Raw genomic sequence first — 12,882 nt, 5'->3', positions numbered from 1 at the left:
AAACCGATATGGTAATGTTGGGCGCAAACTGACACAAGGGAATTAAAGGAGATGTCATGCCAGCAGTTGCACTAAACCAACCCGTTGACGATTTTGAGGCGCCGGCAACCGGAAACCAGACCATCCGGTTATCGGATCTCAAGGGCAAAAACGTCATCATCTATTTCTACCCCAAGGATAATACACCCGGCTGTACCACCGAGGGCCAGGACTTTCGCGACCGCATGGAAGCCTTTGAAGCACTCGATACGGTTATCCTGGGTGTTTCCCGTGATGGCCTGAAAGCTCACGAGAATTTCCGGGCCAAACACGAGTTTCCGTTCCACCTGATTTCAGACAAGGATGAAACGGTTTGCCAGCACTTCGATGTCATCAAGCTCAAAAAACTCTATGGCAAGGAATACATGGGCATTGACCGCAGCACCTTCCTGATCGACAAGGACGGGGTTCTCCGCCAGGAATGGCGGGGCGTTAAGGTCAAGGGCCACGCCGATGAAGTACTGGAAGCGGTGAAGAGTCTCTAGGCCTCTTCCGTTGCCTCCACTGGCAGACTGTCCTTGACCGGCCATGCGGCAAATATGGCCTTGAGCATGGTCGCCAGTGGAATGGCAAAGAACACACCCCACAAGCCCCAGATCCCGCCAAAGAACAGCACGGCCACAATAATGGCAACCGGATGCAGATTATTCACCTCTGAAAACAGCACCGGCACCAGCACGTTCCCATCCAGGCCCTGGATAATGCCATAGGCCACCATAACCCAGATGAAGTGGGATCCCCACCCAAACGCAAACAGCGCAATCATCGCCACAGGAATGGTGACCACTGCCGCGCCGATATAGGGAATCACCACACTCAGCCCCACCAGCAATGACAACAACGCCGCGTAAGGCATACCCAGAAGCTTGAAGGTGACGTAGGTGATGCCGCCGACGATCAGGATTTCAACGGCCTTACCGCGAACATAGTTAGCGCACTGCAGGTTCACCTCACGCCAGATTCTCAGCATCATCGGGCGCTGTGGCGGCAACAGGCGGGAGATGGACGTCAGCAGCAGGTTTCGATCCTTGAGGAAGAAGAACACCAGGATTGGCACCAGCACCATGTAAATCAGCAAGGCCACCAGATCCGGAATACTGGACAGGGAGAAAGACACCAGCCATTGGGTCAGATGCCCGGCTTCGGTACTGATCTGCCGATACACGGTGTTTACGGCTTCCATGGAGATCAGCGTCGGGTACTGTTGGGGTAGCAGCTCCATGTAGGACTGCATTTCGCGGATAATCCTGGGCGCTTCCCCCGCCAGTGACGATACCTGGGTCCACAGCAATGGCAGCAGGCCAAAGATAAAACCTACAAGGATGCCGAGGAATATGATGAACACGCCCAGGATCGAAACCATCTCCGGCACCCCCATGCGGGTCAGCTTGGTCACCAGGCCCTGCAGAATGAAGGCGATAATGACCGACGCGATCGCAGGCGCCAGCATCGCGCCAAAAAGGATGACAAATACCGTGCCCGCAACAAGCAGCAGAAAAAGAATGACGGCTTCTTCATCTGAAAAGTATTTGTGGGCAAGACCGCGTAAAATTCTGACCATGTACATCTCCGTGGAATCACGGCTGGGGGCGATAGCGCCAACTCATCAGCCGCCGCACTTTATCACAAACCGAAAACAGCCATCCGCTTCGGTTGAGCTCACCAGCTCGTGCCGGGAGAGTTTCAGGAAAGCCGGGATATCGCGGGCAGAACCTGCGTCCGTGGCTATCACCTCCAGCTCTTCTCCCGGTAACATGCTGTTAAGTTCAAGCTTGGTTTTTAGCAATGGCATCGGGCAGTGGAGCCCGGATGCATCAAGAATTCGTTCAGCCATGAGAACAGGTAACCTTGCGGAACTGACGAGAATCAGGCGGCATTATGCCGGCCTGACACGGCGAATGCACCTCAATACTGATTAATGAAATGTAGCAGAACTTTTAATGGCAAAATGGTGTCATATCAAGCGGTTTAACAACGGGTAGTCCATATTGATGAGTATGTTCCTTGCATTCACCAGGCCGGTACGATCGTCGCTGGCTCACTGTCTGGCAGTCTTGATGCTTCTGCTGCCGATGACCGCTGCCCAGGCCCAGGACAGCTCCCTGCCCTCCATTGGCGGGGCCGGCGGCGGACTGATCTCGGAGCAACAGGAATCCGAGATAGGGCGACAGGTGATGGTATCCATCCGGCGCTCGGCACCGCAAATCACCGACCCCCTGGTTTACAGCTACCTCAACGATGTCATCTACCGTCTGGTGCCTTCAGCGCCCCTGAAAAACCGGGACCTGACACTCGCGATCATCGACAGCCCGGACATCAACGCCTTTGCGGTTCCCGGAAGCATCGTCGGCATTAACGGCGGCCTGGTGCTCAATGCCAGCAGTGAGCAACAGTTCGCCTCGGTTCTGGCACACGAACTGGCTCACCTGAGCCAACGACATTTTGCCCGCCGCATGGAACAACAGGAAACCAGCGCGCCACTGACCATCGCCGGAATGATCGCCGGCATTGTCCTGTCCGCCGTCACCCAATCGGACATCGGTATCGCTGCCATTGCCGGCACCCAGGCCCTGTCGGTTCAGAACATGCTTGCGTACAGCCGAGCACATGAGCAGGAGGCCGATCGCGTGGGCATGGACATCCTCGCGGACGCCGGCATGGATCCCCGGGGCATGCCGGAGATGTTTGAAACCATGATGAAGCAGAACCGGTTGCAGGGTAATCGCCTTCCCGAGTATCTATCGACACACCCCCTGACCCAGAGCAGGGTCTCCGACACCCGCAACCGGGCGGAACAATACCCGGTGCGTAATATCGAGGATACCCAGGAGTACCACCTGATCCGGTCCCGGTTACAGGTCCATTACGCACGCTCCGCAAAGGTGGCGGCGGAAACGTTCCGGGATTACCTGGAGCGCCCCGACACCGAAAAAACCGATGCGATCCGCTATGGCATGGCCGTGGCGCACCTGCGTAATGACAACCCTGCCAGCGCTATCCAGGTGCTGGAACAGCTGCTGGACAGCAGCCCGGGCCGAATCACCTATATCGTGACCCTGGCAGAGGCCCTGATTCAGCAGAAGCGGCTTGATGAAGCCAGAAACCTGTTGACTGAGGGGTTGTCCCGCAATCCCGGTAACTACCCGATTACCTTCACCCTGGCAGAACTGGAAACGGCCAGCGGCAACGGAGAAGCTGCCTCGGAATACCTGCGAGAATTGACGAGACGCATGCCCAGACAGGAGCATCTCTGGAACCGGCTGGCGGAAGCGGAAGGCATGGCACGCAATATTGTCGGGGTACACCGGGCCAGGGCGGAATACGATGCCTTGATGGGGGATCTTGAGGCCGCGCAACGGCAACTTCGGCAGGCGCAGGAGAAATTGCCAGCGGGGGCACCCATGCGACAGGTGGTCACCGAACGCCTGGCGGAAATCACCGACAGGCTGAATGCGCAGCGGAGCTGAAGCCCCGCTGCGCATAACTTGTCAGGCGTTACCGGCTGCTTTCAGGTTCATTCCGGCGGTGAAATCCAGCATCCGATGCAGTGGCTTCAGGGCCCGCTCCCGCAGATCATCACCAACCAGCACTTCCTGATCCCCATGCTCCAGCACGTGAAGCAGGTTCTCCAAACCGTTCATGGCCATCCAGGGACAGTGGGCGCAGCTACGACAGGTCGCGCCGTTGCCCGCCGTAGGCGCCTCAATCAGGGTCTTGTTGGGCGCCAGCTGTTGCATCTTGTAGAAAATGCCATTGTCCGTCGCCACGATGAACTGTTGGTTGGGCAGTGTCTGCACTGCGTGAATCAACTGCGAGGTTGAGCCAACCACATCGGCCATTTCAACCACCGCGTCCGGTGATTCCGGATGCACCAGCACGGCCGCATCCGGATAGATCGCCTTCAGATCCTCCAGACCACGGAACTTGAACTCCTCGTGGACAATGCATGAGCCATCCCACAACAGCATGTCGGCGCCGGTGGTCTTCTGGACGTAGTGGCCCAGGTGCTTGTCCGGCGCCCAGAGGATCTTCTCGCCCCGGGCATCCAGAGACTCCACAATGGCCTGGGCACAACTGGAGGTAACCACCCAATCCGCCCTCGCCTTCACAGCGGCGGAGGTGTTGGCATAAACCACCACGGTGCGATCCGGGTGCTGATCACAGTATTCCGCAAACTCATCCGCCGGGCAGCCCACATCGAGAGAGCAGGTTGCCTCCAGGGTGGGCATCAATACCCGCTTTTCGGGATTCAGGATCTTCGCCGTCTCCCCCATGAAACGAACCCCGGCAACCACCACGGTCGAAGCCGGATGCTGGTTGCCGAAACGCGCCATCTCCAGTGAGTCGGCGACACACCCGCCGGTTTCCTCGGCCAGACGCTGGATATCGGGATCGGTATAATAATGGGCGACCAGCACCGCATCCTGATCTTTCAGGGTTTGCCGGATACGTGCTTCCAGTTCGGCTTTTTCGTCCTCACTCAACGGTTTGGGTTCAGCCTGGTGCGCCAGATGCTCCTGAACCAGAATGCGGTCTTCAGATCGTGTCATTACTGCGTCTCTGTGTTTCGTTGACCTGTGGAGTATACCATTGGGAGCGTTCGCGCAAAAAAAAAGAGCCCTAAGGCTCTTTTTTCCAGACAAGCAGCCAAGGCGGCCTGTCTTATTGGTGGGTCGTGAAGGATTCGAACCTTCGACCAATTGGTTAAAAGCCAACTGCTCTACCAACTGAGCTAACGACCCTTAACTGTTGATCCACTCTTCGCCTCGGCGTCAGGATCGAACACCGCAACCACTCAGCCAGTTGCCATGCTCCGGATTTGGTGGGTCGTGAAGGATTCGAACCTTCGACCAATTGGTTAAAAGCCAACTGCTCTACCAACTGAGCTAACGACCCAAACGAGGCGCATATAGTAATGATTTTTTGCCGCTGATCAACCCCTTTTCTCAGGTTTCTCAACATTCTTTCAGAGGGCGGTTATCAGCTGCCCGCGGAATCCAGATACTTTTGGGCCAGTTCGGCCGCTTTGGTGTCCGGGTAGTTGCCTACCACCGATTCCATCCGGCTCTTCGCTTCCGCTTTTTCACCCAGGCGATCCAACGTCACCCCGAGCTTATAGACAGCATCCGGGGCTTTCCGGTGATCCTCGTACCGCGTGGCCACAATGGTAAACGCCTGCTTGGCCTGCTCCAGCTGGGGCTTGACCAGATACACTTCCCCCAGCCAGTAATAGGCGTTCACTGACAAATCACCCTCCGGATACTTATCGACAAAGTCGTAGATCCGGCTGATGGCTTCGTCGTAATCCTTTTTCTTATGAATCAGATCCTGAATCTGCTCATAGGCCTGGCGCTCATCCGCTTCCGGTTGCCGGTATACCTTGGTGGCTGGCTTCTCAGCCTGCCCGGCATCGGAACCCTCGGCATTTCCGCTCGGAACGCTGTCACCACTGCTCGCCGCAGCGACGGTTTCGGACAACTCCAGAATGCGCTGATCAAGGTCAATGTAACGATCCCGAGACTGCCGGCTCAGCCGGTCAATCAGGTTTCGCTGCACCTCGACTTCGCCCTGAAGCCGGCGAACCTCACCCTGCAGCTGCTGAATCATGTAGAACAGCTCGGCGTTCGCCTGGCTGTTACTGGCCTTGTTGCTGGCTCCAGAGGCATTGTCCTGAAACACCGGTGTTGCAGATTGCGCCAGTGCTCCTCCCACTGGCACGAAGGCCAGTGAGAGTGCCGCTGTCGCCATGAGTAGATATCTCATGGGGGATCCTGTGGCTATCTGGTTGTTACTCAAATACGAGCTCAACACGACGGTTCTGGGCCCACGCACTCTCGTTGGAACCCATGACTGCCGGCTTTTCCTCGCCATAGCTTACGGTTTCCATCTGACCGCGGGAAGCGCCGTTCACAATCAGGAAACGCTCAACCGCGTTGGCACGACGCTCGCCCAGCGCCAAGTTGTACTCCTTGGTGCCACGCTCATCGGAATGACCTTCCAGGCGCACTTGCTGGCTCGGGTTGTTCTCCAGGTAGCGTGCATGGGCGACCAGTACTTCACGGGCTTCCGCCTTGATTTCGGCAGTATCGAAATCGAAGTAGAAGGTGGTGATATTGCGCATGGCTTCCTGTTCAGCGCGCTCTTGACGCTCGCGGAGCTCTTCCTCGGTCAGGTCAGAAGCGGACACACCGCCGTCGTCGGAACCGCCGTAAACGGTGCTGCCACCATCTTGGTCGACTGCAGATACGTCAGAGCCGTACTCATCTTCTCCCATAGTGTCGCCAGTGGAGCTACAACCGGCTACCAGGCCAAGGGACAGAACCATCGCAAATGCTTTCTGGTGAACTGACAATTTCATAATCTTTCCTTCCTTTAGGTTTACAGTTTTCTGGTGTTTTTTTAGTAGAACCACCATCGGGTGGTTCCGGATTAGCGAATGACCGGCGACCAGGCCGGCTCCCTGACATCACCTTCGGTGGCCGGCAGGCTGTAGGCTGCGCCGCCGTCCGCCGAAACCACTGTCAGCACACTGTTGCCACTGTGTTTGGTGGCGTAGATCAGCATTCTGCCGTTGGGCGCAAGTGACGGAGATTCATCGGACGCTGTCCGGGTCAGAACCGTTTCCTCGCCATTGCTCAAGTCCGTGCGCGCGATATGAAACCCGCCATTACGCTGGTGGACGTAATACACATACTCTCCCTCACTGTCCGGCCGCGGTCGGGCATTGTAACGGCTACCGAAGGTAATCCTCCGGGGCTCGGCACTCTCGCTGGACTTGTGATAGATCTGGGGCCCGCCCGAGCGATCGGAGGTAAAGTAAATACCGTCGCCGGTGTGATCCCAGACACCTTCGGTATCGATGGACCAGTGGTTGGTCAACCGCTTCAGGTTCTGGCTCTGGATATCCATACGATAGATTTCGGCGTTGCCATCCTTTGACAGGGTCAGTAACAGGGAACGACCATCGTCAGACCAGGCCGGAGCCGAGTTAAGGCCACGAAAATCGGCGACACGAGTACGGTTACCGGATCTCAATTCGTGAATGTAAACCGCGGGCTTCCCGGTTTCAAACGACACGTACGCCAACTTCCTGCCGTCCGGAGACCAGGCCGGAGACAGTATGGGCTCCTTGCTTTCCAACCGCACACTGGCCCGTTTACCATCCACATCGCTCACCTGGAGGCGGTAACGGGGTTCGCCATTGACAGCATCCCGGGTGACGTACGCCAGTCGGGTTGAGAAGGCACCAGGCACTCCGGTGATCGCCTCATAGGCTTTGTCACTGATGTGATGCGCCAGGGTGCGCATATTCCCTGCGCTGGCACTGGCGGACTCACCCAGAATGCGCTCCTCCCGGTTGACATCAAAGAGCTCATAACGGGCCTCCACCCGATCGCCATTGCGGGTCAGTTGACCGACCAGCACGTATCGCTGGCCCAGAAGGCGCCAGTCCCGAAAGTAGAGCTCTGAACGCTCGGACGGCAGGCTGAGCATTTTTTCCGGGGGCAAGGTGCGGAACTCTCCGCTCATGCTCAGATCGTTCTGGACGATACTGCTGATCTTGTCCCCGGACGGAATAACGCCACTTTCTGCAAACGGCACCACCGCCACGGGAATCGCCGAATCGGCCCCCTCGGTGATTCTGATGGTCAGCTCCGCAGAAGCGGAGCCCGCGCCAAGCATCCAGACCAGAAGGGAGCAAACCAGGCTGAACGCCAGGCGGGTACGGGTATTGTTTGTCCGGTGTGTCATCAGCTTTTCCATTTGTCCTTATTTCAATCGCCGTGGATTGAATTCGATCGTAAACTGGCGGAAATAACGCTCAAACGTATCCCGGTCATCCGGAATCGGATAGCGGCTCAGAGACCTGACCGCGCTCAGGGCGGAGTTGTCGAACGCGGTGTTGCCACTGCTGTTGACCAGCTTCACAGATTGTAGTTCACCGGTCGGCAGCAAGGTGATCTGCAACCGGGCCGTCATCTCCTCAGTTGCGGATGACGGCGGATACCAAGCCTGGCTCAGTCGCTCGCGAATCAACGCCTGGTACTTTTCACTGTCCGACATCATGCGGGCTTCCCGGGCTTTTGCTGCAGCCGCTTCCCGCTGGCGCCGCGCTTCTGCTTCGCGCTCACGACTGGCCTCTTCCGCAAGCGCTTCCAGTTGCTGCTCTTTCAGGCGGCGCTCAGCTTCCTTCCGCTTTTGCTCCGCTTCGCGACGAGCCTGCTCTTCACGCTCACGCTTTTCCGCTTCCTCGCGCTTGCGACGCTCCTCTTCTGCTTTACGACGCTCTTCTTCCGCCTTGCGCCTGGCTTCTTCCTGGCGGCGTTTTTCCTCTTCCGCCCGCTGCCGCTCGCGCTCTTTAGCTTCGGCCTCGGCCTTCTGTCGCGCCGCCTCTTCCTCGCGAGCCTTTTGCGCCTCGCGCTCACGGGCCGCAGCCTCTTCCTGACGCTTGCGTTCCTTTTCCTGTTCTATGCGCCTTGCTTCTTCCCTGGCCTTCTCTTCTTCAGCGGCCTTGCGTTCCGCTTCCTCCCGCTGCTTCTGCTCTTCCTGCTCCTTGCGGCGCTCCTCATCCCTGTCGGGCTCATCCACCTCCTCAACGACCGAACTGGGTTCCGGTTCCTGCTGAGTGATCAGCCGGGCAGCGATGCTGCGGGGCTCCGGTTCATCCTTTGGCGTGGTCCAGGTCCAGCCCGCCAACGCTACAACCACGATCAGCCCGTGCAGCAGCAGTGACAAGGCAACGGGCGACTTCCACGGTTGCTGCCCGATATTGGTTACATCACGTTCCTGACCTGTCACAAAAAACCTGCCCGCTCTATGCTCAGTTGTCAGTGGATGGCGCTTCGGTAATAAGTCCGACACTGGTGGCGCCGGCGCCCTGCAGTTCCGCCATCAGACGAACCACGGTGCCGTACTCCACATGCTCGTCGCCGCGCACCAGGATTTCCCGGGCACTGCGCTCGGACAGTATCTTGGACACCTGCGTTCGAACCTCGCCCAGAGACATCGGATCACTGTCTTCGTCACCGATTTCCAGGAAATAGGCGCCATTCGAATCCACCGACACAATAATCGACTCCACATCCTTGTCGGACTGAATCGGATCTGAGGTCGTTTCCGGCAAATCCACCTTGACGCCCTGAGTCAGCATCGGTGCGGTCACCATGAAGATCACCAGCAGAACCAGCATCACATCGATGTATGGAACTACGTTGATCTCGGACATTGGCTTCCGGCGGTGCGCCGGCATCATCCCCATGCCTTTCATGCCTGTATGCTCCTGACTGCCTTACACTGGCCGATGGATTTCACGCTGCAGATGACTGCTCGCTGCTGTGCACGCGACGATGGAGAATGCTGGAGAACTCGTCCGCAAAGGTCTCGTAGTTCTTCAGCAGGGCATCGGACATGGCGGAGAAACGGTTATAGGCAATGACGGCCGGAATCGCCGCAAACAGACCCATGGCGGTCGCGATCAGTGCCTCGGAAATCCCCGGCGCCACCGTGGCTAGCGTGGCCTGCTGAACCTGGGCCAGACCGCGGAACGAGTTCATGATGCCCCAGACGGTACCGAAGAGGCCGATATAAGGACTCGTCGAACCAACGGTCGCCAGGAAAGGCAAGGACATTTCCAGCCGCTCCTGTTCACGGGAGAACGCAACACGCATGGCGCGCTGGGTACCTTCCATGACAGCGTCGGCGTCACGACTCTGCTGGCGCAGGCGGGAGAACTCCTTGAAACCGGAACGAAACAGCGACTCCATCCCTGAAAAGGGCGTGGGATCGCTGTTCACTTCCCGGTAAAGCTGGCCCAGATCCATACCGGACCAGAACCGCTCCTCGAACTCGAGCTGTGCCCGCCGGGCTTTGCGAAACACCTGGAAACGCTGGAAGATAAGCGCCCAGGACACCACGGAAGCCAGAGCCAGCAACAGCATGACCAGTTGAACCAGCACCCCCGCGTTGGCGATGAGATACCAAACAGAAACTTCTGACTCCACCTTCTACTCCTGGCTTGTTCCGGTTAACAGTTGGTTTTCATGAACGTTTTCCAACAGTTCACGCATATTGTCCGGCAGCCGTCTCGGCCGCCCGCTGTCCAGGGCCACACAGGCAACCCTCACATCAGCGGAAGCAAGCAGGGTTTCGTCCCCCGCCTTCAGCACCCGCTGTCGGAAGTCCATCCACACCCGGCCAAAACCGATGGGCTCCGCTGTCACCAGCAATTGATCATCAAGCTTTGCCGGCACCGCGTAATGGATATTCAACCGCTGGACCACATAACTGATGTTATCCGCCAGACCCGCGCGCAGACCAACTCCGCAGGTCCGCACCCACTCTGTGCGGGCCCGTTCCATATAATGCAGGTACTTGGCATGGAACACGATGCCACCGGCATCGGTATCCTCGATATAAACCCTGACTGGCAGACGGAACTGCGCGGCACTTTGCGCTTCAGTCAAAGAGATCCTCCTTTCCCGGACGCGCCGGCGCCACACCGAAATGCTGGTAGGCGCTGGAGGTCACCATACGCCCCCTCGGTGTCCGAACCATGAATCCCTGCTGAATCAGGAACGGCTCAAGAACGTCTTCAATGGTGCCGCGCTCCTCACTGATCGCCGCGGCCAGACTCTCGACACCAACCGGGCCACCGTCAAACTTCTCAATCATGGCCAACAGCAGACGGCGGTCCATATGGTCGAAGCCCTGATCATCCACCTTCAGCATGTTCAGTGCCTGGTCCGCGATGGTATTGCTGATACGACCATCAGCTTTAACCTCGGCAAAATCCCGAACCCGGCGCAACAGCCGGTTGGCGATCCGCGGCGTACCCCGTGACCGCCGCGCGATCTCAAACGCCCCGCCTTCGTCGATATCGACAGAGGACAAACGCGCCGAGCGCAGAATAATGCTCGTCAGGTCCTGGGTGTTATAGAACTCCAGACGCTGAACAATGCCAAACCGGTCCCGCAGCGGTGACGTCAGCAGACCCGCGCGGGTGGTGGCGCCGACCAGCGTGAAGGGCGGCAAGTCCAGCTTGATGGATCGCGCTGCCGGACCTTCGCCGATCATGATATCCAGCTGGTAATCTTCCATCGCTGGATACAGGACCTCTTCCACCGCCGCACTGAGCCGATGAATCTCATCTATAAAGAGAACATCGCCCTCTTCCAGGTTCGTCAGCATGGCGGCAAGATCACCGGCTTTTTCCAGTACCGGTCCCGAGGTGGTTTTGATCGACACGCCCATTTCGTTGGCAATGATGTTCGCCAGCGTCGTCTTGCCCAACCCGGGCGGACCAAAAATCAGGACGTGGTCCAGCGCTTCCTCACGACCACGGGCAGCCGATATAAAGATATCCATCTGCTCCCGCACCGCAGGCTGCCCCACATACTCGGACAGCAGCGTTGGCCGGATCGCTCGATCCTGCACTTCTTCGTATTGCCCGGCCTGGGCAGTAATCAGACGATCTGACTCAATCATGGCGTTACCCGAACAAAGGGACTCAACTTCATGCCTGTACATTCACGTCGGGATCAGGTGAATACTGGAGACCCAATTGTACAAACGGCTCAGTGGCTGTCACGTTACGCTCTATACAGATTTGGCGCCAGACAGACCGCAAATTACGACGGATTCATCCCGCCGGAATCATATTACGCAAGGCCAGCCGGATCAGCTCTTGACTGGCCATGCCCTCCTCTTCGACCTTGTTGATGGCCTTGGCTGCCTCCTGGGGCTTGTAACCAAGGGCTATCAGGGCGGCTTCGGCTTCGTCCCTGGGGTCGTGCGTGGAGGTTGGCGCTGTCGCATTACTCGCACCATCACCTGTCGTTTCGGACGACATAGGCGTGAACTGCCCTTCAAGTTGCCCTATCCGATCCGTCATTTCAATAAGCAGGCGTTCGGCGGTCTTTTTTCCTACCCCCGGCAACTTCACCAACGCATTGGCGTCCCGCGCTTCGACACAACGAATAAACTGGTGCGCATCCAGTCCCGAAAGAATGCCTACCGCCAGCCTGGGGCCCACGCCATTGACCTTGATCAGTAACCGGAACACATCCCGGTCAAGACGGGACGCAAAGCCGAACAGGCTCTGGGCATCCTCCCGGACTGCGAAATGGGTGTGCAGGGTAACTTCCGCGCCTGCATCCGGGAGGTGGAAGAAGGTGGTGTAGGGAATATCCACTTCGTATCCCAGGCCTGAGCACTCAACCAGTGCCTGACCGGGGGATTTTTCTACCAGTGTGCCTCGAATTCGACCTATCAACGGAAGTCTCCTCGGGCGCGAACGCGCCGGCTATTGTTGTCTTACCCGCCCACTACGCACTTTTCCGCCGGCAGCCAGACGCGTGATGCTCTGGCTCATGTGGGCATGGCACAGTGCAATCGCAAGGGCATCGGCGGCGTCCGCCTGGGGGGTGCGGGAAAGAGATAAAAGCGCCTGGACCATATGCTGAACCTGGGACTTGTCAGCACCGCCCTTGCCCACCACCGCCTGCTTGACCTGGCGGGCAGAATACTCGTGTACCGGCAACCCGCTGTTGGCGGCACTGACAATGGCAGCGCCACGGGCCTGCCCCAGCTTGAGGGCGGAATCCGGGTTACGGGCCATGAACACCTGCTCAATGGCGAATTCTTCCGGACGGTACTCTCCGATCAACGTGGCAAGACTGTGGAAAATTGTCTGCAAGCGTTCCGCCATGGGCTTCTCACCCACCCGGATACAACCGCTGTCAATGTACTCAATGTGGCGTCCGTGCGCCCGGATAATACCGTACCCGGTAATTCGGGACCCCGGATCTACGCCCAGAATAATGGCCACATCACATTCCTTGGTTG

15 protein-coding genes and 2 tRNA genes are annotated in these 12,882 nt (G+C 57.9%); 2 read left to right on the top strand and 15 right to left on the bottom strand.

Features of this window, described 5'->3' with window-relative positions; genetic code table 11:
* Positions 1-56: 56 nt before the first annotated feature.
* Positions 57-524: a peroxiredoxin gene (locus tag ACJO3M_RS05375; RefSeq protein WP_407000333.1), complete on the top strand. Its 468-nt coding sequence runs from the start codon at positions 57-59 to the stop codon at positions 522-524.
* On the opposite strand, the gene ACJO3M_RS05370 is transcribed toward ACJO3M_RS05375, so the two are convergent.
* Complete coding sequence (locus tag ACJO3M_RS05370; RefSeq protein ID WP_407000332.1) at positions 521-1,600, bottom strand: AI-2E family transporter; 1,080 nt, start codon at positions 1,598-1,600, stop codon at positions 521-523. The two genes, ACJO3M_RS05375 and ACJO3M_RS05370, sit on opposite strands and share 4 nt — an antisense overlap.
* 45 nt (positions 1,601-1,645) lie before the next feature.
* On the bottom strand, positions 1,646-1,873 hold the full coding sequence (locus tag ACJO3M_RS05365) for a sulfurtransferase TusA family protein (RefSeq protein ID WP_406985087.1): 228 nt from the start codon (positions 1,871-1,873) through the stop codon (positions 1,646-1,648).
* Positions 1,874-2,096: 223 nt separating this feature from the next.
* On the opposite strand from ACJO3M_RS05365, the gene ACJO3M_RS05360 reads away from it, so the two are divergent.
* Positions 2,097-3,506: a M48 family metalloprotease gene (locus tag ACJO3M_RS05360; protein ID WP_407000912.1), complete on the top strand. Its 1,410-nt coding sequence runs from the start codon at positions 2,097-2,099 to the stop codon at positions 3,504-3,506.
* Positions 3,507-3,527: 21 nt separating this feature from the next.
* Here the strand turns inward: ACJO3M_RS05360 and nadA are convergent, their stop codons facing one another.
* The 13 genes from nadA to ruvC form a co-directional block, all read right to left on the bottom strand.
* Positions 3,528-4,589: a quinolinate synthase NadA gene (gene nadA / locus ACJO3M_RS05355; protein ID WP_407000331.1), complete on the bottom strand. Its 1,062-nt coding sequence runs from the start codon at positions 4,587-4,589 to the stop codon at positions 3,528-3,530.
* A gap of 116 nt (positions 4,590-4,705) precedes the next feature.
* A tRNA-Lys gene (locus ACJO3M_RS05350) sits at positions 4,706-4,781 on the bottom strand.
* A gap of 78 nt (positions 4,782-4,859) precedes the next feature.
* Positions 4,860-4,935, bottom strand: a tRNA-Lys gene (locus tag ACJO3M_RS05345).
* Between the two features lie 84 nt (positions 4,936-5,019).
* Positions 5,020-5,802, bottom strand: a complete 783-nt coding sequence (ybgF, locus tag ACJO3M_RS05340) for a tol-pal system protein YbgF (protein ID WP_407000330.1) — start codon at positions 5,800-5,802, stop codon at positions 5,020-5,022.
* Between the two features lie 25 nt (positions 5,803-5,827).
* Complete coding sequence (pal, locus tag ACJO3M_RS05335) at positions 5,828-6,397, bottom strand: peptidoglycan-associated lipoprotein Pal (protein ID WP_407000329.1); 570 nt, start codon at positions 6,395-6,397, stop codon at positions 5,828-5,830.
* Between the two features lie 71 nt (positions 6,398-6,468).
* Positions 6,469-7,722 carry a Tol-Pal system beta propeller repeat protein TolB gene (gene tolB, locus ACJO3M_RS05330; RefSeq protein ID WP_407000911.1) on the bottom strand — a complete coding sequence of 418 codons (1,254 nt, stop codon included), beginning with the start codon at positions 7,720-7,722 and terminating at the stop codon, positions 6,469-6,471.
* A gap of 87 nt (positions 7,723-7,809) precedes the next feature.
* Positions 7,810-8,838, bottom strand: a complete 1,029-nt coding sequence (tolA, locus tag ACJO3M_RS05325) for a cell envelope integrity protein TolA (protein ID WP_407000328.1) — start codon at positions 8,836-8,838, stop codon at positions 7,810-7,812.
* Positions 8,839-8,860: 22 nt separating this feature from the next.
* Positions 8,861-9,307: a protein TolR gene (gene tolR, locus ACJO3M_RS05320; protein WP_407000327.1), complete on the bottom strand. Its 447-nt coding sequence runs from the start codon at positions 9,305-9,307 to the stop codon at positions 8,861-8,863.
* Between the two features lie 40 nt (positions 9,308-9,347).
* The gene (gene tolQ, locus ACJO3M_RS05315; protein WP_407000326.1) at positions 9,348-10,040 is read right to left on the bottom strand and encodes a protein TolQ; all 693 of its coding nucleotides are present in this window, start codon (positions 10,038-10,040) and stop codon (positions 9,348-9,350) included.
* 3 nt (positions 10,041-10,043) lie between these two features.
* The gene (locus ACJO3M_RS05310; RefSeq protein WP_406985079.1) at positions 10,044-10,502 is read right to left on the bottom strand and encodes a YbgC/FadM family acyl-CoA thioesterase; all 459 of its coding nucleotides are present in this window, start codon (positions 10,500-10,502) and stop codon (positions 10,044-10,046) included.
* The gene (ruvB, locus tag ACJO3M_RS05305) at positions 10,495-11,523 is read right to left on the bottom strand and encodes a Holliday junction branch migration DNA helicase RuvB (RefSeq protein ID WP_407000325.1); all 1,029 of its coding nucleotides are present in this window, start codon (positions 11,521-11,523) and stop codon (positions 10,495-10,497) included. The genes ACJO3M_RS05310 and ruvB overlap by 8 nt, the downstream gene beginning before the upstream one ends.
* A gap of 154 nt (positions 11,524-11,677) precedes the next feature.
* Positions 11,678-12,310: a Holliday junction branch migration protein RuvA gene (ruvA, locus tag ACJO3M_RS05300; RefSeq protein ID WP_407000324.1), complete on the bottom strand. Its 633-nt coding sequence runs from the start codon at positions 12,308-12,310 to the stop codon at positions 11,678-11,680.
* A 30-nt stretch (positions 12,311-12,340) separates the two neighbouring features.
* Positions 12,341-12,865 (bottom strand): crossover junction endodeoxyribonuclease RuvC, encoded by a 525-nt coding sequence (ruvC, locus tag ACJO3M_RS05295; protein ID WP_407000323.1) that lies wholly within the window; start codon positions 12,863-12,865, stop codon positions 12,341-12,343.
* Positions 12,866-12,882 lie beyond the last annotated feature (17 nt).

This window comes from Marinobacter alkalisoli, from assembly GCF_045449795.1.
Lineage (GTDB): Bacteria > Pseudomonadota > Gammaproteobacteria > Pseudomonadales > Oleiphilaceae > Marinobacter.
This window is presented reverse-complemented; position numbering and strand designations above follow the sequence as displayed.

Coding starts and splice junctions, on each gene's coding strand:
- ACJO3M_RS05375 (WP_407000333.1), top strand. CDS start 57: ATGCCAGCAGTTGCACTAAACCAACCCGTTGACGATTTTGAGGCGCCG.
- ACJO3M_RS05365 (WP_406985087.1), bottom strand. CDS start 1,873: ATGGCTGAACGAATTCTTGATGCATCCGGGCTCCACTGCCCGATGCCA.
- nadA (WP_407000331.1), bottom strand. CDS start 4,589: ATGACACGATCTGAAGACCGCATTCTGGTTCAGGAGCATCTGGCGCAC.
- ruvB (WP_407000325.1), bottom strand. CDS start 11,523: ATGATTGAGTCAGATCGTCTGATTACTGCCCAGGCCGGGCAATACGAA.
- tolR (WP_407000327.1), bottom strand. CDS start 9,307: ATGAAAGGCATGGGGATGATGCCGGCGCACCGCCGGAAGCCAATGTCC.
- pal (WP_407000329.1), bottom strand. CDS start 6,397: ATGAAATTGTCAGTTCACCAGAAAGCATTTGCGATGGTTCTGTCCCTT.
- ACJO3M_RS05360 (WP_407000912.1), top strand. CDS start 2,097: ATGCTTCTGCTGCCGATGACCGCTGCCCAGGCCCAGGACAGCTCCCTG.
- tolB (WP_407000911.1), bottom strand. CDS start 7,722: ATGCTTGGCGCGGGCTCCGCTTCTGCGGAGCTGACCATCAGAATCACC.
- ybgF (WP_407000330.1), bottom strand. CDS start 5,802: ATGAGATATCTACTCATGGCGACAGCGGCACTCTCACTGGCCTTCGTG.
- ACJO3M_RS05370 (WP_407000332.1), bottom strand. CDS start 1,600: ATGGTCAGAATTTTACGCGGTCTTGCCCACAAATACTTTTCAGATGAA.